This is a genomic window from Rhodanobacter sp. sgz306013 (genome assembly GCF_057031145.1).
Window position 1 is genome coordinate 323,405 of sequence record NZ_JBXCIJ010000001.1, and the last position, 20,822, is coordinate 344,226.

Sequence of the window (20,822 nt, forward strand, 5' to 3'; positions counted from 1 at the left end):
GCCATGCCTTACACCCCCATCGTCGCCACGCTCGGCTACGTGCTTTCGCCCGACCGCACGCAGGTGCTGATGATCCACCGCAATGCGCGGCCGGACGACCAGCACCTCGGCAAGTACAACGGCCTCGGCGGCAAGATGGATCCGGGCGAGGACATCGCCGCCTGCATGCGCCGCGAGATCCGCGAGGAGGCCGGCATCGAGTGCCTGTCGATGCGGTTGCGCGGCACGCTGAACTGGCCCGGCTTCGGCAAGCAGGGCGAGGACTGGCTGGGCTTCATCTTCCTGATCGATCGCTTCGCCGGCGAGCCGCACGGCGGCAACCACGAGGGCACCCTGGAATGGGTGCCGCGCGAGCGACTGATGGAGCTGCCGATGTGGGAGGGCGACCGCCATTTCCTGCCGCTGGTGTTCGATGCCGACCCGCGACCGTTCCACGGCGTGATGCCGTACAAGGACGGGCGCATGCAGTCTTGGTCGTACGGCCGGCTGTGAGCGGCGACGCGCGTGTCGGCTCCTCATTCCGCCTGGCGGCGGAGGGCGGGGTGGGGTCGTTGCTGGCCGCAAAGTCAAAAGCCCCTGCTCCTTCCCCCTGGGCAGCAGGGGGAAGGAGCAGGGGCGGGGCTTCCGTGCATCTGCGGGGCTTCCGCAAAAGGCCCGCGTTGGGCGCAATGCTTTCGCGGTTTCCGGACCGTCAGGGCTTGAACACGGTGAACTTGCCGTAGGGTTTCAGCTGGGCGTCGATCGCCCCTGGGTCGCCGACGATCGCGATGCTCTGGTCCTTCGGATCGAAGTACTTGCGGCCCATGGCCTGCACCTGCGCGGCGGTGACCTTGTTCGCCTCGGCCACATAGCTGCCCAGGAAACTCGGCGGCAAGCCGTCCACCCAGTAGTTCGCCAGGGTGGCGGTCAGCGCGCCCTGGATCTGGTTGCGCAACAGGTAGATGCCGCCGACCAGGCGCTTGGCGCCGTCGAGCTCCTCCGCGCTGGCCGGCTGGGTGGCCATGCTGCCGTACAACTTGGCCAGTTCGGCCAGGGTGGCGCCGGTGACTTCATTGCGCACGTCCACCGTGGCCACCGTGCTGCCGCCGACGCGATTGGCACTGAAGCGCGACCAGGGGCTGTACGAGTAGCCCTTGTCCTCGCGGATGTCCTGGGTGATGCGGCTGGTGAAACCGCCGCCCAGGATGGTGTTGGCCACGGTCAGCGGGATGTAGTCCGGGTCGTCGGCCGGCACGGCCGGACGGCCATAGCGGATGTTGCTCTGCACCGCACCGGCGCGCGGCACGATCAGCCGTTGCGGGGCCGCTGTGCGCGGCGCCGGCGCGGTGTCGGCGAGTGCCTTGCCGCTGGCTTTCCAGCCGCCGAATTGCTGCTCGGCGAGACGGAATGCCGTGTCGGCGTCGATACGCCCCACGATCACCAGCAGGGCACGATCGGGCCGGAAACGCGCGTCGTGCAGTGCCTTCAGGGCAGCGGGCGTGGCCGCCCGGACGCTGGCCTCGTCGAGCGAGTCGCGCGCATAGGGATGGTCGCCGTAGACGGCGTGGCCGAAGGCGCGTTGGGCCTGCCAGTCCGGATCGGCCTCCTGCACTTTCAGTTCCTGCATGGCGTTGGCCCGGGCCAGGGCAACCTCGTTGGCCGGGAAGGTCGGATGCAGCGCGGTGTCGGCGACCAGCGCCAACAGCTGCGATGCGTGCGAGGACAGCGCGCTGGCACGGATGTTGACCGCATCGCTGCCCGCGCCTGCGCCATAGTCGCCACCGATGCCCTGCAGCGCCTCGGCGATGTCGCGCGAGCTGCGGCCGGTGGTGCCCTCGTCGAGCAGGCGCGCCATCATTTCGGAAAGCGCCGGGGTGGCCGCATCGTCGGCCGCGGTACCGCCGAGCACGGACAGCGCCACGTTGACCTTGGGCAGGCCTTCGCGCGGCACCACCCATACGGTGAGTCCGTTCGGCAGGGTGCGCCGGGCGATCTGCGGGGTGGGCAGCGGCTTGTCCTGGCCGTAGGCAGGCAGGTCCTTCGGCAGCGGCGCCGTGGATGCCTGTGCGATCCCGGCCAGGGCCAGGCCGAGCGCGAGGGCGAGCGTCCTGAACGTCGTGTTCGTCTTCATGGCGGTCCTCACTTGGCAGATGCCTTGGCGGCAGGGGCGGACGCGGCGGCCGGGCGGCGCACAATCACGCTGCGGTTGGCGTCGGTGAGATAGGTGCGGGCGACGCGCCTGATGTCGTCGGAACTCACCGCCTCGATCCAGCCGGGCATCCGGTTGGCGACGTTCGCGTCGCCCCACAGCGTCTGCAGCTTGGCCAGGGTGTCGGCGCGACCAAGGAAGGATTCCAGCCCGCCGTACCAGTCCGACAGCATCTTGGTCTTCACCCGGGCGAGGGTGGCGTCGTCGACGCCGTCGCTGGCGACCTTGCCGATTTCCTCGTCGATCGCGGCCAGCACCTGCTGCGGCGTGGCGTTCGGCTTGTACAGCGCGAACAGGTCCAGCAGGGTCGGGCCGGCGTAGTCGCTGCCGTCGCCGAGCGGAAAGTTCATGCCGCCGTTGATGCTCAGCAGCAGCTCGCGGCCCTTGACCAGGCCCTGGTAGAAGCGCGAGGCGTCGTCACCCACCAGCAGTTGCGACAGCACCATCATCGGCACCTGGTCCTTGCTGCCGCGGGCGGGCATTTTCCAGCCGATCGCCAGCGCCGGCACCTTGGCCAGGGCATCGGTCTGTTCCTCGTGGCGTGGCCTGGTGTTCAGCGGCTCGGAAACGTCGGGCCGCGGCGGCAGCGCGCGGGAAGGCAGCTTGCCGAAATATTTCTGCGCCAGCGCGAAGGCCTGCGCCGGGGTGACGTCGCCGGCGATGCCGAGCACGGCGTTGGCCGGCTGGTAGTAGGTGTCGTGGAAGGTCTTCACGTCGGCGATGCTGGCGTGGTCGAGGTCCTTGAACGAGCCGTAGCCGTCATGGTTGTTGGCCCACTTGTCGAAGGCGAGGCGGTTGAGGTCGGTCCAGTAGAACAGGCCGTAGGGCTGGTTCTTCACGTTGACGCGGATTTCCTCCTTCACCACGTTCTGCTGGTTGGCGAGGTTTTTCGCGCTGAAATCGAGCGACTTCATGCGGTCCGCCTCCATCCAGAGGATCGGTGCCAGCGCGGAGGACGGCGCGGAGGCGATGTAGTTGGTGTAGTCGGCGCGGGTGGAGCCGTTGAACACGCCGCCGCCGCCCTGGATCACGCGTTCGAAGGTGCCCTTGGGCGCGTCCGGCGTGCCTTCGAACATCAGGTGCTCGAACAGGTGGGCGAAGCCGGTGCGGTTCTGCGGCTCCAGCCGCATGCCGACGTGGTAGACCATGCTGATGCCGACGGTGGGCGAGCTGTGGTCCTCGGAGACCACCACGATGAGGCCGTTGTCGAGCTTCTTCACCGCGATCGGCAGCTTCCAGGCGTCGGTGTCGGCCGCGTGCGCGGCGAACGCCAGGCAGAGCCCGGCGACCAGTGCGGGTAGTCGTGCAGCGCGCATCTACTTCTCCTTGTCAACGCGAACGGAGCACGGATCGTCCTGCGATCGACCGGGGGGCTACAAGTGACGAATGGGGGAGGGGGGCGCCGCGCACGGGCGCCACCGAGCGAACGGCTGCTGCTGCGTGTGGGTGCCCGGCTGTCAATTTTCGTCGCCGTCGCGCCTTGCCTCGTCGTCAGGCACCCAGGCCAGCAGGTCGCCGGGCTGGCATTGCAGGAATTCGCAGATCCGGCCCAGGGTCTCGAAGCGCACGCCCCGCACATGCCCGGACTTGAGCAGGGACAGGTTGGATTCGGTGATGCCCACGAACTGGGCCAGTTCGCGCGAGCGGACCTTGCGCAGCGCGAGCATCATGTCGAGTCGGACGACGATGGCCATCACCGCCTCACACGATCGAGCGGCTGTCGTCTTCGAGGCGTGCCGCTTCGTCGAACAGCCGGGCCACCAGGAAGAACACGGCCGCGGGCAGCAAGGCCAGCAGGTCGCCGCCGTCGAACGTCAGCGCAGTGGCGTGCCGGCCTGCACGCAACGCCAGTGCGATCGTGGCGAGCGCGGGCAACAGCACGCGCAACAGCGCCGTCAACGCCAGCAGCCCGGCGAAGCGGCGGAAATGGCGCACGGCCGCGGCGTCGAACAGCGTCTGTGCCTGCAATCGTCCCAGCATGCGCGCCAGTTCGATCAGCGCCGCGGTGCTGAACACCGCCAGCAACAGGGCGATACCGGCGGCCCAGCGTCGCGGCAGGTCGCCGCTGGACAAGGTGGCGGCCGCCGGCGCCGTGCCGTCGGTGGGCCCCAGCACGGCAAGCAGGGTGACGACCATGCAGGCGATGGCGGCGAACCAGGCCACCACGCGCAGCAGGCGGGCGGCCCTGATGATTTTTTGGCTTGCTGTTGATCGCATAAAGTTTTCTGTATTACGATAATTTTTAATTGTCAGACGAGATGACTCTACCATGCCACGCCGATTCCACCCGCGGCCGCTGCGCCGCGTCGCCATGCGTCTCCTCACCGGGCTGGCCCTGCTGCTGGCCGATGCCGCCGTGCTGGCGATGCAGCCTGCGCAGCCGTTGCCCGACACCGCGGTCGTGGCACTGCTGTCCAGGCCCGAGTACGAGATCTTCGCGCTGCAGGCGGCGCTGCCGCGCATCGGCACGCCGTCGCTGGCGCTGCTGGCCCGCGCCCGCCTGGCGGCGGCGCGGCTGGACGCCGCGGAGGCGCGCCGGTTGGTCGACCGGATTCTGGCCGGACACCCGCACGATCCGAAGCTGCGTGCGCTGGCATGGGCGACGGCTTCCGAGGCCGCCTTCGCCGCGGGCGACTACGCGGCAGCGGCGAAGGCGGCGCGGCAGGAAGGGCTGGCCCTCGCGGCCAGCGGCGGCGACCTGGAGGAGCGCGCCAACGCCGCGCAGACCGGTGCGATGGCCACGCGACTGGCGGCTGCGCCGGCGCAGCGGGTGATGTCGTACCGCCCGCAGGCGGTGCCGGTGCATGCGGACAAGGTGGGGCTGCCGCGCGCGACGGCGGTCATCGACGGCGTGGCGCAGGAAGCCGTGCTCGACACCGGCGCCAATCTCTCGGTGGTCTCGCTGTCCACCGCGCGGCGGCTGGGGCTGCACATGCAGCAGGGCGGGGCCAGCGTGGGCAGTGCCAGCAAGTCCGCGGTGCCGGTGCGGCTGGGTGTGGCCGATACGCTGGACTTCGCCGGCCTCAGCCTGCACAACGTGGCCTTCCTGGTACTGGACGACCGGCAATTGGCCATGCCCGTCCCCGGCGGCTACCGCATCGATGCGATCCTCGGTTACCCGGTGCTGCGCGAACTGCAACGCTTCCGCGTCACTGCCGCCGGCCGGCTGGAACCGGCGCTGTCGCCGGCGGCGCCGGCGGATGCAGCCACCGGCAACTTGCGCATGGTGGGCAATGACCTGTATGTGCAGGCGGAGGTCGGCGGAAAGGCGGTCGCGATGCACCTGGACAGCGGCGCGGCGGCCTCTTCGCTGTCGTCCGCGTTTGCGAGTCGCCATGCGGAGTTGCTGCAGGGGTTGCAACAGCGCCGTCAGCACGTGGCCGGTGCCGGCGGCGCGATGGTCAGCCATGCGCTGGTCTGGCCGGACGCGCACATGCGCGTGGCCGGGCGCGGGACGGTGCTGGCCACGCTCGCCGTGGAGCCGGCAGGCAACGGAGGCTCGCCGAGCCTGCTTGGCGAAGACGTGCTGCATGGATTCGACTGGTGGTCGGTGGACTTCGGCCGGATGCGTTTCGAGCTCGGCCCGCCGAAGCGGCCGCTGCCGCCGGTGAACCCGGTCGTTGGGCCAGGCCGGGCCCATTAGCATTCACGTCGTGCCCGTCGGCGCTCAATGGAAAAACACCCCGGCCACCGCCCGCGTCGGGCAGGTGGCGGCGAAGACGCTGACCGGCAACGACAAGGCCATGGTGAAGCGACGGGCGGACCGGCTGAAGTCGCTCACCGCCTCCGTCGAATCCCGCAACTCGAAAATGCCGGTCTTTGCATCGCCAACGCACAGGGAAAAAGTACGTCATGCCGTTGAATGCCCATGATCTGTCCGTCGGCGTGTTCCTCCGCGGACTGAGCAATTTGAAAACGCAGCTGGCGAAGGCCGAAGAGCATGCCTCGGCAACCGGCAGCGGTGAGTCCGCGTTGCTCGGCGCCAAACTCGCCACGCAGGTCCCAGGTGTCGCCAGCAGCCCGCCGAATGACCTGCATGCGTACACGCTTGCCGCTCAAGTGCACTGGGCGGCGGAATGTGCCCGGTTGGCGATCGCGCGGTTGCTGGATACTCCGGCCATACCGACCGCGCACGACGCGCAGAGCTTTGCGGGTCTGCACCAGCGACTCGATGCGACGATAGGCTATCTCCGCGAGGTCGCGCCAGGCGACCTCGAAGCCGGCCTTGATCGAGTGATCGTCAGCGAGAGCCGCCACGGCTCGACGCGTTGCAGCGGTGGCCAGTTCCTCATCGCGTACGCGATCCCCCATTTCTTCTATCACGTGACAGCCGCCTACGGCATCTTGCGCAACCAGGGCGTGCCGCTCAGGATGGGCGACTTTCTGGGCAGCTGGGAAACCCCGCTGCAGTGACTGGCGGCCAGGCCCAGCCATTCCTTTTCCGGGAGCATCCGATGCCGCAGGAACCTTTATCCGCAGCAGTGGCCGCCGTATAGGTATCGCCGCGTCCACAGAAGACCATCTATCCCGAACCGTTCGCGTCCCGGGTCGCCGGGCGCGAGAAGCGCGCACTCGGCGACGCTTTTGGACTCAAGAACTTCGGCGTCAACCTCACCCGGCTCACGCCCGGTTCGATGTCTGCACTCCGACACGCACACACGAAGCAGGACGAGTTTATCTACGTCCTGGAGGGCAGCCCGACGCTCCACACGGACCGGGGTGCCCAGAGGCTTCTGCCGGGAATGTGCGCTGGCTTCCCGTCGGGTACCGGCAATGCCCATCACCTGGTCAACGAGAGCGACCAGGACGTGATCTATCTTGAGATCGGCGATCGGACGCCTGGGGACTCGTCGGTCTGGCCCGACGACGACCTCCAGGTGGTCGAGATCGACGGCAAGAAGCACATGGCCCACCGGGATGGCACGCCCTACTGAAGATTGGCCACGCAACGGCGCCACCGGCAGGACCGGTCCCGCCCGGGCCCGGCTGGATTGCTTCTACGACATTGAGTGCAAAGCGGTATCGGTAATCCAGGCCTGCGTGCCGAACTTGTCCAGCACCAGCTGGCGTGCCTGCGCCAGTTCGTCCTCGCGCAGGCGGTCGTCGGCGAGGCCATGCAGACGGCGGAAGGTGGCCAGCATGCGCTCCACCACGGCGGTGCGCGGCAGGCCGGTCTGGCTGCGCAGCGGGTCGACGCGCTTGGCCGCGCTGGCGGTGCCTTTGTCGGAGAGCTTCTCGCGGCCGATGCGCAGCACGTCGAGCATCTTTGCCGCGTCGATGTCGTAGGCCATGGTGACGTGGTGCAGCAGCGCGCCGCCGCGGCGGGTCTGCGCGGCGCCGCCGATCTTGCCGACGGTGGAAGCGATGTCGTTGAGCGGTTGGTACCAGGCCTCGATGCCCAGCTCGCGCAGCGCCTCAAGCACCCAGGCGTCCATCAACGCGTAGGACTCCTGGAAGCTCAGGCCCTCGACCATCGACAGCGGCGCGTAGATCGAATAGGTGATGGTGTTGCCGGGCTCGATGAACATCGCGCCGCCGCCCGAGATGCGCCGCACCACCTCGACGCCATGGCGCCGCGCGGCATCGCCGTCCACCTCGTTGCGCAGCGACTGGAAGCGGCCGATGACCACGGCGGGAGACGCCCATTCCCACAGCCGCAGGGTGGGCGGGCGCCGGGCCGCGCCGACCTCCACCAGCAGCACCTCGTCCAGCGCCATGTGCAGCAGCGGCGGCTGGGGTGCGGCGTGGATCAGCTGCCAGTCGTGCTCGCGCCAGTCGCTGCGGCTCATGCAGGAGTCCCTTCCTGCAACGCGCGGCGCAGCGCGACGACGATGGCTTCGCTGGAGATGCCGTACATCGTGGTGCCCGCGGGCAGGCCGGCATCGATGGCAGCGACCAGCGTGGCGTCGCCGATGTCGACGGGCTGGCCTTCCAGCGCGGCATCGATCGCCGATAGTGCGGCGTCGGGTTCCAGGAAGAAATCGCCGCTCAGTCGCACATCGGCGAGACGGCCGCCGCGCAAGGCGAGATCGACCACCACCAGCTTGCCGCCGGGCATCTTGTACTCGCCGTGCATCGCCTGTGCGTCCGTGGCGTCCGGCAACGCCGGAACGGGAAGCGCGATTTTAGCGCGCCGGCGCTACCAGCCGCGGCCGTGGAAGTGGCCCTGGCCCACGCCGATCGAGAAGTTGACGCTGCCGCTGGGATGGTCGCAGTCGCCGAGGTTCTTGCTGACACTGACTGTGCCGGTCTGGTAGTTGCCGCTGGCGTGGTTGCCGGCCACCACGCCCATGCCCACGCTGCCGTGCATCTGTGCCTGGTTGTAGGTGGAGTCGTCGCAGCGCTGCAGGCCGGCGCCGCGTTCGTCGGCGTGGCTGGTGCTGCCGCTGGTGTCGCCGTAGTACATGCCGGGCGCACTGCTGGCGGCCCTGGTCGTGCTGCCGGCGTGGGCGGGCAGGTCGGTCGGCGGCATGTCGCGCTGCGGCGGCAGCTTGAGGTTGAGCGGCTGGCCGGCATTCTGGCCCAGGGCCGCGGTGGCCAGGAGGCTGGCGGTGAGGGCGATGACCAGGCGTTTCATGGGGCGATGCTCCGGGGATGGCGTGTACAACGCGCGACGCGTCGTCGCGGTGGACACGCCATCGCCTTGGACGGCATGTCGTGGGCGGAAGTTCCGGCGCAACCGGTCAGCCCGTGGTCTCGATGCGCTCCACCCGGCGCAGGCCGCGCGGCAGCAGGCCGCCGCGGGTGGCGCGGTTGCCGCCGTACTCGACCAGGTCGGCCCACTTCAGGGTGAGCTTGCGCGCGCCGGCGTACATCGTCACCTCGCCCTTGCCCTCGGCCACCACGGCAACGCCGGCGACGCGCTCGCCCTCGGCAAGCTGTTTCTTCGGAATCTCGATCAGCTTGTTGCCCTTGCCCTTGTCGAGTTCGGGCAACTCGGCCACCGAGAACATCAGCAGGTGGCCTTCGGTGGTGACCACCACGATGCGGTCGCGCGCCGGGTCGGCGCTGGCCTGCGGCGCCAGCACCCTGGCGCCGTCGCTGAGGCTGATGATCTGCTTGCCGGCCTTGTTGCGGCCGGTGAGCGCCTCGAAGCGGGTGACGAAGCCGTAGCCGAAATCGGTGGCGAGGATCAGGCGGGTGTCGTTGTCGCCGGCGGCCAGTGCGTCGAAGCGGGCGCCCGTCGGTGGCGTGAAGCGACCGGTCAGCGGCTCGCCATTGCCACGCGCGGAAGGCAGCGTGTGCGCGGGCGTGGAGTAGCTGCGGCCGGTGGAGTCGATCACCGCCACCTGCTGGGTGGTGCGCGCCCTGGCCACCGCCAGCAGGCCGTCGCCCTCGCGGTAGCTGAGGCCCTCGGCGTCGATGTCGTGGCCCTTGGCGGCGCGGATCCAGCCCTTCTGGCTGAGCACCACGGTGACCGGCTCGCTGGCCACCAGCGCGCTCTCGTCCAGCGCCTGCGCGGCCTCGCGCTCGACCAGCGGCGAGCGTCGCGCGTCGCCGTACTTCTCGGCATCGGCGCGCAGCTCGTCCTTGATCAGGCCCTTGAGCTTGGCCGGCGACTTCAGCAGTACGTTGATGCGCGCGCGTTCCTCTTCGAGCTGGTCGCGCTCGGCGTTGATCTTCATCTCCTCGAGGCGGGCCAGCTGGCGTAGCCGGGTCTCGAGGATGTAATCGGTCTGTTCCTCGCTGAGGCCGAAGCGCGCCATCAGCACGGCCTTCGGCTCCTCCTCGGTGCGGATGATGCGGATCACCTCGTCCAGGTTGAGGTAGGCGATGCGCAGGCCTTCCAGCAGGTGCAGGCGGCGCTCGACCTTGGCCAGGCGGTGGTTGAGTCGGCGCGTCACCGTCGAGGTGCGGAAGGTCAGCCACTCGGTGAGGATCTTCCGTAGGTCCTTCACCTGCGGCCGGCCGTCCAGGCCGATCATGTTGAGGTTGACGCGGAAGCTCTTCTCGAGGTCGGTGGTGGCGAACAGGTGCGGCATCAGCTCGTCGGCGTCGACGCGACTGGAGCGCGGCACCAGCACCAGGCGGATCGGGTTCTCGTGGTCGGACTCGTCGCGCAGGTCCTCGATCATCGGCAGCTTCTTCGCGCGCATCTGCGCGGCGATCTGCTCGAGGATCTTTGACGGGCTGACCTGGTGCGGCAGCGCGGTGATCACGATGTTGCCTTCCTCGCGCACGTACACCGCGCGGGCGCGCACCGAGCCGGTGCCGTTCTGGTACATCGCCAGCAGTTCGCTGCGCGGAGTGATGATCTCCGCCTCGGTGGGGTAGTCCGGGCCTTTCACGTGCTCGCACAGCTCGGCCACCGTGGCCTCGGGCTCGTCCAGCAGGCGGATGCAGGCGGCGGCGAGTTCGCGCAGGTTGTGCGGCGGGATGTCGGTGGCCATGCCCACCGCGATGCCCATCGAGCCGTTGAGCAGCACGTGCGGCACGCGTGCGGGCAGCCACGAGGGTTCCTCCAGCGTGCCGTCGAAGTTCGGCACCCAGTCCACCGTGCCCTGGCCCAGCTCGCCCAGCAGCGCCTCGGCGATCGGACTGAGCTTGCTCTCGGTGTAGCGCATCGCCGCGAAGCTCTTGGGATCGTCCGGCGAGCCGAAGTTGCCCTGGCCGTCCACCAGTGGGTAGCGGTAGGAGAACGGCTGTGCCATCAGCACCATCGCCTCGTAGCACGAGGTGTCGCCGTGCGGATGGAACTTGCCGATCACGTCGCCGATGGTGCGCGCGGATTTCTTCGGCTTCGCGCTGGCGGCGAGGCCCAGTTCGCTCATCGCATAGACGATGCGCCGCTGCACCGGCTTCAGGCCGTCGCCCACGAAGGGCAGGGCACGGTCCAGCACCACGTACATCGAATAGTCGAGGTAGGCGCGCTCGGCGTATTCCTTGAGCGGGATCTGTTCGTAATTGGCTTGCAGGTTCATGCGGGGCGGCTTCGGGCGCGGGTAACCGCAGGATGGTGCCAGATCGGCCGGGTGGGTGACAGCTTGACGCGGGGGATTGCCTGGCGACGGCCTCCCCGCACGGAGGCGCCCCGGCGACGTGTGGTGCCGCGAATCGCCCGCGGCCGATGGTCGGCCGACCCCTATTTGTGCACGTAGCGCACGTGCGTGGCGTCCGGGCCATCGAGTACCCGCTCGATGCGAAATCGCGGCGTGGGCTCGTGGAGGTTCTCGAACAGGCGCCGCCCGCCACCGAACAACACCGGCGCCAGCGCGATTTCCAGCTCGTCGACCACGCCCAGGTTCAGGTATCGCTGGATCACGTCCGCGCCGCCCGCGATGCGGATATCGCGCGTGCCGGCGGATTCCCGGGCCACTTCCAGCGCACGCTCCACGCCCGCGTTGACGAAATGGAACGTCGTGCCGCCGGGACGCACCCAGGGTTCGCGCTGCTCATGGGTGAGCACGTACACCGGAGTGTGGAACGGCGCCTCCTCCGGCCAGCTGACCTCGCCCTAGTCGAACGTCCGCTTGCCCATGATGTTGGCGCCGATGCGCTCGAAGGTGCTGCGAAGCAGGTCGTTGACCGGGCCGGTTTCGCCGCCGGGCCCGAGCTTGAGAAGGTGCTCACGGAAATACTGCTGACGGATGATCCAGGCCATCATCGCGCCCCATTTGGCACCCCAGTTCTTGTAGTCGGGCTTGTCCATGGTCGTGCCTTCCGGCGTCATGTAGCCGTCCAGGCTCAGCCCGATGTTGACAAATACCTTGCTCATGCGTCCTTCCTCGCGGGTTCGACTATCGGCCCGACGCATGAGCGGCCGCGCGTCGCGACATCCGCCGTGGTGGGCCTCAGCCCTCTGTCTCGTGGCAAACCACCTCGATGTTGTGCCCGTCCGGATCGATCACGAACGCCGTGTAATACCTGCTGCTGTCGTTCGGGCGCTGGCCGGGCGCGCCGTTGTCCCGGGCGCCCGCTTCCAGCACCGCGCGATGGAGGCCTCGACCTGCTGGCGGTTTTTTGGCGATGAACGCCAAGTGCAGATGCGCCGGCTTCTCCTCGGTAGGGAACAGGCACAGGGAGCACCTGCCGTCCGTGCTCATCTCGATGCCGAGCGGACCCTCCGCGACCACCGCCATGCCGATCGGTTCGAGTGCCTTCAGGTAGAGCGCATCGCTAGTCGCGTAGCCGCCGACGCCGAAGACAACGTGGTCGAACATCGGGTTCTCCTGAGGTGGGCGGTGTTGGCCACGGGTGCCGCTGTCCCGAAACTATCCGGCGTTGCCCGCAATCGCATGCACGAAATAGGTTCGATCCGTCTCGTTTTGCTGCGTCGAAGTCGCAGGCGTCCGTGCTGCGAAACGGCCATAATTTGCCTCCGATGCTCCGGGCTGCATCATCCGTACGCTCGGCCAACCATTTCCGGTGAACAGACTCTCGGGGTCATCCGTGCAGAACGGCAGGGGTTTTCCCGCCTGTTCGAGCCACTGCAGGTACCCCTGCATCGCTGGCGTTGCCAGCAGTCCGGTCCCGAATACATCGGCCAGAAACAGGCTTCCCGCAGCTGAGCATGCGCGAGCATCGCGTAGCAGCGCCGAGACGCTCGCTGCCGGAAGGTAGAACAGGACGCCTTCGGCAATCCATGTCGTTGGTCGCGCACGGTCGTATCCGGACGCAGGCAGGGCGGCTACCCAATCGCTGGCCAGGTCGGCGGCGACCGTGCGCCGGTCGCACTGCGGTTGGGCTCCGTGCTGCTGCAGCACCGCCTCCTTTTCGGCAAACAGCTCCGCACGGTCGAGTTCGATGATGCGCGCGCGAGCCGGTAAGGGCAGGCGATAGGCGCGAGTGTCGAAGCCCGCGCCGAGCAGAACGATCTGGCTGCGCTGTTGAAGGCCCGCGAGGAGTGCATCGTCGAAATGGCGCGTACGAACGGGAAGGTACCGATTCTCGCCACCGGCAGCCTGCTCGGAGCGCGCCAGCATGGCGTAACCGGCCTCCCCGGCGAACAGCTCGGCAAACGGATCAGAAAACAGGCAGTCGGTACGGCGAGTCTCCCTCGCACGCGCGGCGGCGATCCAGCGAGCGGTAGTGGCGAATGGCTGGCTGGGCTGGGTGCGGTTCATGCGGGCGAGCTGGCATACATGCGGCTAACGCCGGAGTCGATCGACGCGCGGTACGCGCGTCGGCTCAGGCGAGTCGACAGGCGGCCGTCGGTTACTTGCCGAGCTCGCCAGACACATATGCAACCAGCCCCGTGTTTTTCGCAAACTCTGCCTGCAGATCAATGGTACGGCCCCGCTTTCGTAGACGATTAGGCGCTGCTTTTTGAATTGATCTCCTCAAACATCATGGGCGCAAGACCGCCCAAGTGTCCATGCCGTCGCTGACGGTTGTAGAACACCTCAATGGCGACAGTGTCAAGCGTGAAATTTCATGCGCAGGTCACACTTACGCCGCCTGACTCCTTACCGGCACGCTGGATTGCGTATCGCACGAAACGGGGCGGATATCCTTTTATCACGCCGAAAAAGCACATACGCGCCTGTCGCTGGGAGGCGCGATGCAAGGCATCCGTGCTGCGTGAGTGCCCGGGCGCAGCCCTCAACGCGGCACGCGCAAGCCGCCCGGTACGCCGTTCGGGCTCAGCACCAGCTGCCAGAGCTGGTCGCGGCGGCTGCGGAACACCGCGGCAGAGGCGGCGAGGTAGTAGTGCCACATGCGGCGGAAGCGCTCGTCGTAGTTCTTCGACAATTCCGGCCACGCGGCGTCGAAGTTCGTGCGCCAGGCGGTGAGCGTGCGGTCGTAGTCGGTGCCGAAGTTGTGCCAGTCCTCGACCACGAACAGGCCTTCGAGCGCGGCGGTGACCTGGCTGGCGGCCGGAATCATCGAGTTCGGGAAGATGTACTTCTCGATCCACGGATCGGGCTGGGCCGGCGTGCCGTTGCTGCCGATGCAGTGCAGCAGTGAAAGGCCGTCCTCTTTCAGGCAGCGCCGCACGGTCTCGAAGTAGGCGCGGTAGTTCTTGCCGCCGACGTGCTCGAACATGCCGATGGAATACACGGCGTCGAACGTCTCGTCGACCTCGCGGTAGTCCTGCAGGCGGATCTCGACCGGCAACCCCTCGCACAGCGCGCGGGCGAACTCGGCCTGCTGTTCGGACACGGTGATGCCCACGCCGCTGACGCCGTATCGCTCCGCCGCGTACTTCAGCGCCTCGCCCCAGCCGCAGCCGATGTCGAGCACGCGCTGGCCGGGCCGGAGCCGCAGCTTGCGGCAGACCAGGTCGAGCTTGGCGGCCTGCGCGTCGTCGACGTTGTCCGCCTCGGCCCAGTAGCCGCAGGAATACACCAGCCGCTTGCCCAGCATGGCGCGGAACAGGTCGTTGCCGAGGTCGTAATGCGCCTTGCCGATCTCGAACGCGTGCTCGCCGCGCTGCAGGTTGATGAAGCGCGCCCTGAGGTGGGCGATCAGGGTGTCCAGCGTCTTGAGGTGTTCGTCCAGGTGCGAGGAGAGCAGCCTCGTCATGAAGCCGGGCAGGTCGTCCACGTCCCACCAGCCGTCCATGTAGGCCTCGCCGAGGCCCAGTGAACCGTGCGCGAACACGCGGGCGTAGAGATTCTCGTGGTGCACGCGCACGTCGGTGGGCGCGTCACCGTCGATGCGGATGCCGGCATGCCGCAGCAGGTCCTCCGCGCGCAGCTTCAGCGTGTCCTGGCTCATGGGGCTTCCTCGTTGCCGAGCACGCCGAAGCGTGCGGGTATGCGTGCATACACCAGCTCCACGCCGGCCGCGCGCACCTGTTGCAGCAGGGTCGCCGCCTCGCTCTCGCGCAACAGGAATTCCACCGCCACCGGCAGGTCGTCGGCGAGCTCGAAGAACGCCTCCTGGTGCAGCACGCCGTGGCGGCCGAAACCGGCGATGGCGCGGAACACCGAGCCGCCGCCAAGCTTGTGCCGCTTGGCCAGCTCCAGCAGCCACTCGGACACCAGCAGGCCGTCGTGGCGCGCATGCATGTGCACGTAGAAGCGCAGCTGCACGCCGTCGATGAGGGTTTCTGTGCTCATGGATGCTTGCTCCTCAATGCCGCAACAGTCCGCGGGTGAGCGCGATGCCCACGATGGTCATGCCCAGCGTGCCCATCAGGTGCAACGCCACGTGGCCGCCGAACCACAGGTACTGCTGGCGCAGCAGCAGCGTGTCGGCCTCGGCGGAGAATGTGGAAAAGGTCGTGAGGCCGCCGAGAAAGCCGGTGAGCACGAACAGCCGCAGCTCGGGCGGCAGGGTCTGGAAGTGCTCGAAGATGCCCATCATGCAGCCCATGATCAGGCCGCCGAGCAGGTTCGCCGCCAGCGTTCCCAGTGGCACGGTGGGAAAGACCGGGTTGAGCGCGATGCCGAGCAGCCAGCGCAGCCAGCAGCCCAGCGCACCGCCCAGGCCCACCGCGAGGAATCCGTTGAGGTTCACGTGTCATGTCTCCTATCCGCGAGTCGAGGTACCCGCGACGACAGGCACGCCTGCGCCGCCGGAATCCGGTGGTGCAGGCATCATCAGCTTCGGTGCGTTCGCACTGGAGCGGTTCGTCCCGCAAAGGGAACGGGAGGCATGCCATCTCCCACATGGAGCCGAATGCTAGCCGATGCGGCGGGGCCGAGGTCAAGCGGCGCCGGGCGGCGCCGCGACAACGTCGTCGCGCAGCGCCTGCGCCAGCGTCGGCGAGAGATAGTCGGCGGCGAGCCGGGCATGCCGCCACACCGACTCGTCCACGGTCTCGTTGACGCCGTTGCCGATCACCCGGTTGAACGGCGGCTTGAACGTCTTGTAGATGCCGTACATGAATTCGCCGTAGGAGTCGCGGGGCACGCCCGCGGCGGCATCGGGCGCCGGCACGCAGAGTTCGGTGCAGGCCAGCCCGGCCGCCATCGCCTTGCGCTGCAGCCAGGCGAGCGCGAGTTCAGGCAACGGGTCGGGCGCGCGACCTGCGCCGTCGTGGTCGTTGCCGCCGCCGACATCGGCATGCGCGCCGATGAACCAGCGCTGCTCGACTTCGATCTGCCCGGCCTTCTTCGCGGTGGGCGATTCGCCGGGGGCGAGCGTGTCGGGATTGCGTGTCCAAGTGGCCGGCGCGAAGTCGGCGCGATGCTCGTCCAGCGCCAGCGCCTGGTAGGCGTGCTTGACGATGCGGCTGAGCTCGGTGTCGTGGAACTGGTAACGCGCGCGGGCGAACGGGAACCACGAGGCGGTGTGCGGTATGCCCAACGAGCCCACGGTGTCCCAGACGCCGATGAAATGGATGTCCGTTTCGGTCGAGCGCGCGGCGCGCCAGGCGACCGCCGCGGCATCGCCGGGCTTGATCGCGGTGTCGCGATAGAACGTGTAGGCGGTCGCGACCGCATCGCCGGCGATGGTGCCGCCGCCGTCGCGGCGCAGCAGGCCGCACTTGCGGATCAGGCCGCCGAGGCTGCGCGCGCTGTAGGCGCCGCGGCTGAAGCCGAACAGCCAGATCTCGTCGCCCGGCTGCCACTCCCGGCACAGCCAGCGGTAGCCGTCCTGCACGTTGCCGGACAGTCCGTAGCCGAACGCGCCGCCGAGCAGGTGGGTCAAGCCTGGCGTCACGCCCACGCCGGGAACGTACTCGACGAGCTGCCCGATGCCGGCCGCATCGCGTGGCGCGATCAGCCGGCGCAGGCGTTCCACGTTGGTGTTCGACTCGGGCTTGTTCCAGGTGCCGTCGAACAGCACGACCAGTCGGCGCTTGCTCATGTCGTCCTCCGTGGCGGCACGCTGCCGCGTCCGTCGAAACGTCGATTCATCCGGTCAGCCGCCCGCGGGCCCGTGCCTTGCGCAGCGTCACAGCACCGGCGAGTCGTCGCCAAGCATCGCCTTGCGCACGATCGCGATGGGTGCGAAGCCCTGCTGCATGAAGGCGTCGTGGAAGCGTTCGAGGTTGAAGTCCTTGCCCTGCTTCTTCTCCAGGTCGGCGCGCAGCTTCTGGATCTCCAGCTTGCCCAGCGTGTAGTAGAGGTAGGTGGGGTCGCCGGTGCCGCGTTTGGTCTCCACCTCGCCCACGGCGCGCGACTGGTAGCCTTCCTTGACGAAAAAGTCCACCGCCTGGTCCATTGTCATCTGGCCGGTGTGCAGCTTGATGCCGACGATGAAGCGCGCGTTGCGCAACAGCGCGTCCTGCAATTGGCCCAGCCGCAGCAGCAGTTGCTGGCGGCGGTCGTGCGGATAGAGGAACTGCGCCAGGCCCTCGTCCAGCATCATCTGCTCGCTGTAGTGCGCCCAACCCTCCACGTTGGTATTGGCGCCCAGCAGCTTGCGCACGCGGTCGTCGAGGTGGTGCATCCACAGGAACTGGATGTAGTGACCGGGATAGGCCTCGTGCGTTGCCACGCTGTTGATCACCGGGTAGCTGAATTGCGCCATGAACTCCTGCGTGCGCTGCTTGCTCCACGACGGGTCGGGCAGGGTGACGTTGAAGTAGGCCTCCTTCGCCACCGTCTCGTAGGGCCCGGGCGTGTCCATTGAGGCGAACGTGGTGGCGCGCATGAACGGCGGTGTTTCCTCCACGATCGGCTGCATGTCGGACGGGATGGTGATGATGTGCTTCTGCCTGATGAAGGCGATCAGCCGGCCAAAGCTGCCGCGGAAGGTGTCGAGCAACTGGTCGCGCGACGGATGGTCGGCGGCCAGTTCGGCCAGCACCTGCCGCGGCGTCTTGGAGGGGGCGAGCTCGTGCGCCACCTTGGCGAACTGCTGCTGGTTCGCACGCATGTTCGCGGTGTCGATCGCGACCAGCCGGTCCAGCGGCAGGGTGACCATCTCGTCGTACTTCAGCTTGTCGCGGAAGGCCTGCGCGCCGATGCGGAAGTCGCCATGTGAGCGCGGCAGCAGGTCGGTCTTCAGCCAGGCCTGGTAGTCCTGCAGCGCCTTGACCACCGCGCCGTTGCTGGCGGCAAACTGCTTCTTCAGGCCTGCGTCGGTGACATCAGCGAACGCGGACGGCACGTCGTGCTGGAAGAAGCTCACCAGGCCAGGCAGTTGCTCCAGCGCGATCCGGGTGAATATCTCCGGCGGGTTGTCGAGGTTCCTGCGGGCGTCGGCCAGCACGCCCGGCATCTGCTGCTCGCGGGCGATCAACGCGCGCAGTCGCGTCGCCGGCGGCGCGAACTTGCGTTCCATCAGGGTGAATGCGCTGCTGGTGATGCCGCTGGAGTAGCTGTCGGGGTTCTTCTGCCAGGGCCGGATGATCTGCAGCGTGAGCAGGGTGCTGCGGATGTTGTTGAGTACCAGTTCGCGGTCGCCCTGCACGAACTCGCCGAGCGCCCTCGGGTCGGTCGCGGCGATGCGCGCCTCCCACTGCTTGAGCGCCTTGATGTTGGCGTCCACGCCGGCGCGCGAGTAGTCCTCAAGCTTGCCGTCCCATGCGTGCAGGCCGTCGGCGGTGGCCACGCTGGGGTTGGCGGGGAAGTAGTAGTCGTCGAAGTAGTGGTCGGCCAGCTGCGTGAAGGCCTGGTCGGCGCGCGTGGTCGTGGTGGTGGCGGACGCGGCTTGTTCGGGTTCTGCGGCGAGGGCGGCGCTGCCCAGCGACAGGGCGAGGGCGCAGGCAAGGGCGATCCGGGACAGCGACTGCATCATGGTGGGGTTCCCCGTGGTGGACCGCACCCGCGCGTGGCGGCACGGCAATGCACGCAGCCTAACGCAGCGCGGCACGCACGCGCAGTGCCACCGGGCACATCGTCGTCGTGCGAATCAGAGGTGGGCGGCGAGCTCGCGCGCCACCGCCTCGGGGGCGAGTCCGTAGGCGTGGATCACGTGGTTGCCGGGGCCGTAGGGGCCCCATTCGTCGGCGCGGGTGGTGGTGAAGATGCCCAGCGTGGGCACGCGCGAGGCGCAGGCCAGGTGCATGATGCCGCAGTCGAGGCTGAGGTAGCCGTCGAGGTTGGCGAGCACGCCGCCGAGTTGCCGCAGGTCGGTGGAGAAGTAGCCCGGATAGCGCGAGTCCAGCATGGAGCGCCCGGACATCGGCACGATTTCCACCAGCCGGCAATCCGGGCGCAGCTGCTCCAGCGTCGCCAGCAGCGGGTTCCACCAGTCGGCGCCCAGCAGCTTGGGGCCGGTGGCGTTGGCGAACACGCCGACGGTCTTGCGGTGCCGCGCGTCGACCGGCGCCGTGGCCAGCACGCGCTCCAGCACGCGGCGGCCACGGGCAAGCTCGGCCTCGTCGAGGCGGATGTCCGGCGCGGGATAGTCGGTCGCGGCGCCGGCGCCCAGCGCCTGGCGCAGCAGGTAGACCGGGCGCTGGCCCTTGCTCTGCACGTGCTCGGGCACCTCGACCGCATGGGTCACGCTGCCGCTCTTCTTCGGGCCGCTGAAGCCCAGCGTCCAGGTGGCCCGTGCCTTCAGCAGCAGCAGGCGGCCGGTCTGCGACTGTGGATCGACGTCGATCGCGAGGTCGTAGTGCGCCTTGCGCATGCCGCGCAGCCCGCGCAACCACTGGCGCGGATGGCCGAAACCATGCGCAGGCAGCTGGAACACCTGGCTGACCCGATCGTAGTGGCCGTAGAGCTCCCGGCCGACCTGGCTGCGCGTGACGATGTCGACCTGCGCGCCGGGGTAGGTGGCTTCCAGTTCCCGCAGCAGCGGCGTCAGCAGCAGCGCGTTGCCCAGGGTGTGGCTGACGTGGCAGACCAGGATGCGGTAGATCCCCTGCCGCGGCAGCGGCGCGCCGCTGGGCTCGGCCGGCTTGCCGAACAGCAGGCGCATCAAGGCCCGCGCCGCGCGGCGCCGCAGGTGGTCGAGGTCGAAGGAATCGTGCGGGGATCTCGCCACGGCGGGCCTGCGTAACATGGGGATTGGATCAGGCGGCCGCGTCGGCCGCCGCGGGAAGTCTGCCGTCGATTTCGAGCAGGCCGCGCTCGGCCAGCCAGCGCCGCGCGTTCTCGGCGTCCTGCTCGAACCAGGCGCGGGCGGAGCCGAGCCGGAAGCTGTAGCCCCAGGCGTCCATGTCCGCCATCAGGCGTGCGCGGCCCACGCCGGGCAGCTCGTCGGCCAGCACGATCTGCAGGTAGCAGGCGGCGTCCTCCTCCGCGACCGAGTCGGTGGCGTCGGTGTGCACGGCGGCGCGCCGCTCCGGCGGCAGCACGAGCAGGTGGCAGGCCTCGTGCAGCAGCGAGTGCACCGGCGTGTCGCCGCGGGCGTACACCGTGTGGCCGATGATGCCGGCCTCCTCGTCGCCCCAGTAGCTGCCCGGGATGGGCGCGCCGTCGGGCACGCGCTCGAGCGCGACGCCATGGCGGGCGAGCAGGGCAGCCGGCGCGGCCCCGCAGAGATCGGCGAGGCGCAGCACGCCGGTGGCGGTAGCGATGGGGGACATGGATGAAGCCGCCCCAGTGGCCCGGGGCGGCGCGGCGCTCAGGTGGCCGGCGTGGCGGCGGCCTGCTTGCCTTCCGGCAGCGCCACCGACAGCTCCAGCACCTCGTGCCCGCTGTCGCGCTCGACGTTGATGTTGATCGCGTCGAGGTCGACGTGGACGTATTTCTTGATGACCTCGAGCAGCTCGTTGCGCAGCAGCGGCAGGTAGTCCGGCGCGCCGCGGGTGGAGCGCTCCTGCGCCACGATGATGCGCAGGCGTTCCTTGGCGAGGCCGGCGGTGGGCTCGGGCTTGCGCTTCAGGAAGTCGAGTATGCCCATC

The 20,822-nt window shown here is 68.6% G+C and carries 25 protein-coding genes and 1 riboswitch; of the genes, 5 read left to right on the forward strand and 20 right to left on the reverse strand.

Annotated features, from left to right (window positions below):
• The first annotated feature begins 3 nt into the window (after positions 1–3).
• On the forward strand, positions 4–492 hold the full coding sequence (locus AC2EWF_RS01475) for an NUDIX hydrolase (RefSeq protein WP_483637584.1): 489 nt from the start codon (positions 4–6) through the stop codon (positions 490–492).
• Between the two features lie 199 nt (positions 493–691).
• On the opposite strand, the gene AC2EWF_RS01480 is transcribed toward AC2EWF_RS01475, so the two are convergent.
• From AC2EWF_RS01480 to AC2EWF_RS01495, 4 genes are all read right to left on the reverse strand, one after another.
• Entirely contained in the window at positions 692–2,110 is a 1,419-nt protein-coding gene (locus AC2EWF_RS01480; protein ID WP_483637585.1) for a M16 family metallopeptidase, read from the reverse strand.
• Between the two features lie 8 nt (positions 2,111–2,118).
• Entirely contained in the window at positions 2,119–3,504 is a 1,386-nt protein-coding gene (locus tag AC2EWF_RS01485) for a M16 family metallopeptidase (RefSeq protein WP_483637586.1), read from the reverse strand.
• Positions 3,505–3,645: 141 nt separating this feature from the next.
• Positions 3,646–3,882 carry a helix-turn-helix domain-containing protein gene (locus AC2EWF_RS01490; RefSeq protein WP_483637587.1) on the reverse strand — a complete coding sequence of 79 codons (237 nt, stop codon included), beginning with the start codon at positions 3,880–3,882 and terminating at the stop codon, positions 3,646–3,648.
• A 7-nt stretch (positions 3,883–3,889) separates the two neighbouring features.
• Positions 3,890–4,405 carry a DUF2975 domain-containing protein gene (locus tag AC2EWF_RS01495; protein ID WP_483637588.1) on the reverse strand — a complete coding sequence of 172 codons (516 nt, stop codon included), beginning with the start codon at positions 4,403–4,405 and terminating at the stop codon, positions 3,890–3,892.
• A gap of 52 nt (positions 4,406–4,457) precedes the next feature.
• Here AC2EWF_RS01495 and AC2EWF_RS01500 point away from each other — a divergent pair, with 52 nt between their 5' ends.
• From AC2EWF_RS01500 to AC2EWF_RS01515, 4 genes are all read left to right on the forward strand, one after another.
• Positions 4,458–5,831 carry a retropepsin-like aspartic protease family protein gene (locus AC2EWF_RS01500; RefSeq protein ID WP_483637589.1) on the forward strand — a complete coding sequence of 458 codons (1,374 nt, stop codon included), beginning with the start codon at positions 4,458–4,460 and terminating at the stop codon, positions 5,829–5,831.
• 10 nt (positions 5,832–5,841) lie between these two features.
• Positions 5,842–6,060: a hypothetical protein gene (locus AC2EWF_RS01505; RefSeq protein ID WP_483637590.1), complete on the forward strand. Its 219-nt coding sequence runs from the start codon at positions 5,842–5,844 to the stop codon at positions 6,058–6,060.
• Positions 6,041–6,601 (forward strand): DUF1993 family protein, encoded by a 561-nt coding sequence (locus AC2EWF_RS01510; protein WP_483637591.1) that lies wholly within the window; start codon positions 6,041–6,043, stop codon positions 6,599–6,601. Before AC2EWF_RS01505 ends, AC2EWF_RS01510 begins: the two co-directional genes overlap by 20 nt.
• 107 nt (positions 6,602–6,708) lie before the next feature.
• Entirely contained in the window at positions 6,709–7,122 is a 414-nt protein-coding gene (locus AC2EWF_RS01515; protein WP_483638238.1) for a cupin domain-containing protein, read from the forward strand.
• Between the two features lie 63 nt (positions 7,123–7,185).
• On the opposite strand, the gene AC2EWF_RS01520 is transcribed toward AC2EWF_RS01515, so the two are convergent.
• From AC2EWF_RS01520 to minE, 16 genes are all read right to left on the reverse strand, one after another.
• The gene (locus AC2EWF_RS01520) at positions 7,186–7,977 is read right to left on the reverse strand and encodes a lipoate--protein ligase family protein (RefSeq protein ID WP_483637592.1); all 792 of its coding nucleotides are present in this window, start codon (positions 7,975–7,977) and stop codon (positions 7,186–7,188) included.
• Positions 7,974–8,291, reverse strand: a complete 318-nt coding sequence (gene lplB, locus AC2EWF_RS01525) for a lipoate-protein ligase small subunit (protein WP_483637593.1) — start codon at positions 8,289–8,291, stop codon at positions 7,974–7,976. Before lplB ends, AC2EWF_RS01520 begins: the two co-directional genes overlap by 4 nt.
• 36 nt (positions 8,292–8,327) lie before the next feature.
• On the reverse strand, positions 8,328–8,765 hold the full coding sequence (locus AC2EWF_RS01530; protein WP_483637594.1) for a hypothetical protein: 438 nt from the start codon (positions 8,763–8,765) through the stop codon (positions 8,328–8,330).
• A 106-nt stretch (positions 8,766–8,871) separates the two neighbouring features.
• Positions 8,872–11,109, reverse strand: coding sequence for a DNA topoisomerase IV subunit A (gene parC, locus AC2EWF_RS01535; RefSeq protein ID WP_483637595.1), 2,238 nt, complete (start codon positions 11,107–11,109; stop codon positions 8,872–8,874).
• A gap of 161 nt (positions 11,110–11,270) precedes the next feature.
• Positions 11,271–11,594: a dihydrofolate reductase family protein gene (locus tag AC2EWF_RS01540; protein ID WP_483637596.1), complete on the reverse strand. Its 324-nt coding sequence runs from the start codon at positions 11,592–11,594 to the stop codon at positions 11,271–11,273.
• A 48-nt stretch (positions 11,595–11,642) separates the two neighbouring features.
• Entirely contained in the window at positions 11,643–11,903 is a 261-nt protein-coding gene (locus AC2EWF_RS01545; RefSeq protein ID WP_483637597.1) for a hypothetical protein, read from the reverse strand.
• 76 nt (positions 11,904–11,979) lie between these two features.
• Positions 11,980–12,348 carry a VOC family protein gene (locus AC2EWF_RS01550; RefSeq protein ID WP_483637598.1) on the reverse strand — a complete coding sequence of 123 codons (369 nt, stop codon included), beginning with the start codon at positions 12,346–12,348 and terminating at the stop codon, positions 11,980–11,982.
• Positions 12,349–12,399: 51 nt separating this feature from the next.
• The gene (locus AC2EWF_RS01555) at positions 12,400–13,251 is read right to left on the reverse strand and encodes a class I SAM-dependent methyltransferase (RefSeq protein ID WP_483637599.1); all 852 of its coding nucleotides are present in this window, start codon (positions 13,249–13,251) and stop codon (positions 12,400–12,402) included.
• Between the two features lie 478 nt (positions 13,252–13,729).
• A complete protein-coding gene (gene cfa, locus AC2EWF_RS01560) occupies positions 13,730–14,848 on the reverse strand; it encodes a cyclopropane fatty acyl phospholipid synthase (protein WP_483637600.1) in 1,119 nt (372 codons plus the stop codon).
• Positions 14,845–15,192 carry a DUF190 domain-containing protein gene (locus AC2EWF_RS01565; protein WP_483637601.1) on the reverse strand — a complete coding sequence of 116 codons (348 nt, stop codon included), beginning with the start codon at positions 15,190–15,192 and terminating at the stop codon, positions 14,845–14,847. Before AC2EWF_RS01565 ends, cfa begins: the two co-directional genes overlap by 4 nt.
• Positions 15,193–15,205: 13 nt before the next feature.
• The gene (gene crcB, locus AC2EWF_RS01570) at positions 15,206–15,592 is read right to left on the reverse strand and encodes a fluoride efflux transporter CrcB (protein ID WP_483637602.1); all 387 of its coding nucleotides are present in this window, start codon (positions 15,590–15,592) and stop codon (positions 15,206–15,208) included.
• A gap of 67 nt (positions 15,593–15,659) precedes the next feature.
• A riboswitch (Fluoride riboswitch) is annotated at positions 15,660–15,750 on the reverse strand.
• Between the two features lie 31 nt (positions 15,751–15,781).
• The gene (locus AC2EWF_RS01575; protein WP_483637603.1) at positions 15,782–16,888 is read right to left on the reverse strand and encodes a DUF2235 domain-containing protein; all 1,107 of its coding nucleotides are present in this window, start codon (positions 16,886–16,888) and stop codon (positions 15,782–15,784) included.
• Between the two features lie 87 nt (positions 16,889–16,975).
• A complete protein-coding gene (locus tag AC2EWF_RS01580; RefSeq protein WP_483637604.1) occupies positions 16,976–18,766 on the reverse strand; it encodes a DUF885 domain-containing protein in 1,791 nt (596 codons plus the stop codon).
• A 114-nt stretch (positions 18,767–18,880) separates the two neighbouring features.
• Entirely contained in the window at positions 18,881–19,960 is a 1,080-nt protein-coding gene (locus AC2EWF_RS01585) for a glycosyltransferase family 9 protein (RefSeq protein WP_483637605.1), read from the reverse strand.
• A 28-nt stretch (positions 19,961–19,988) separates the two neighbouring features.
• Positions 19,989–20,504: a hypothetical protein gene (locus tag AC2EWF_RS01590; RefSeq protein ID WP_483637606.1), complete on the reverse strand. Its 516-nt coding sequence runs from the start codon at positions 20,502–20,504 to the stop codon at positions 19,989–19,991.
• 38 nt (positions 20,505–20,542) lie between these two features.
• Positions 20,543–20,821, reverse strand: coding sequence for a cell division topological specificity factor MinE (gene minE / locus AC2EWF_RS01595; RefSeq protein ID WP_483637607.1), 279 nt, complete (start codon positions 20,819–20,821; stop codon positions 20,543–20,545).
• Position 20,822: the final 1 nt, after the last annotated feature.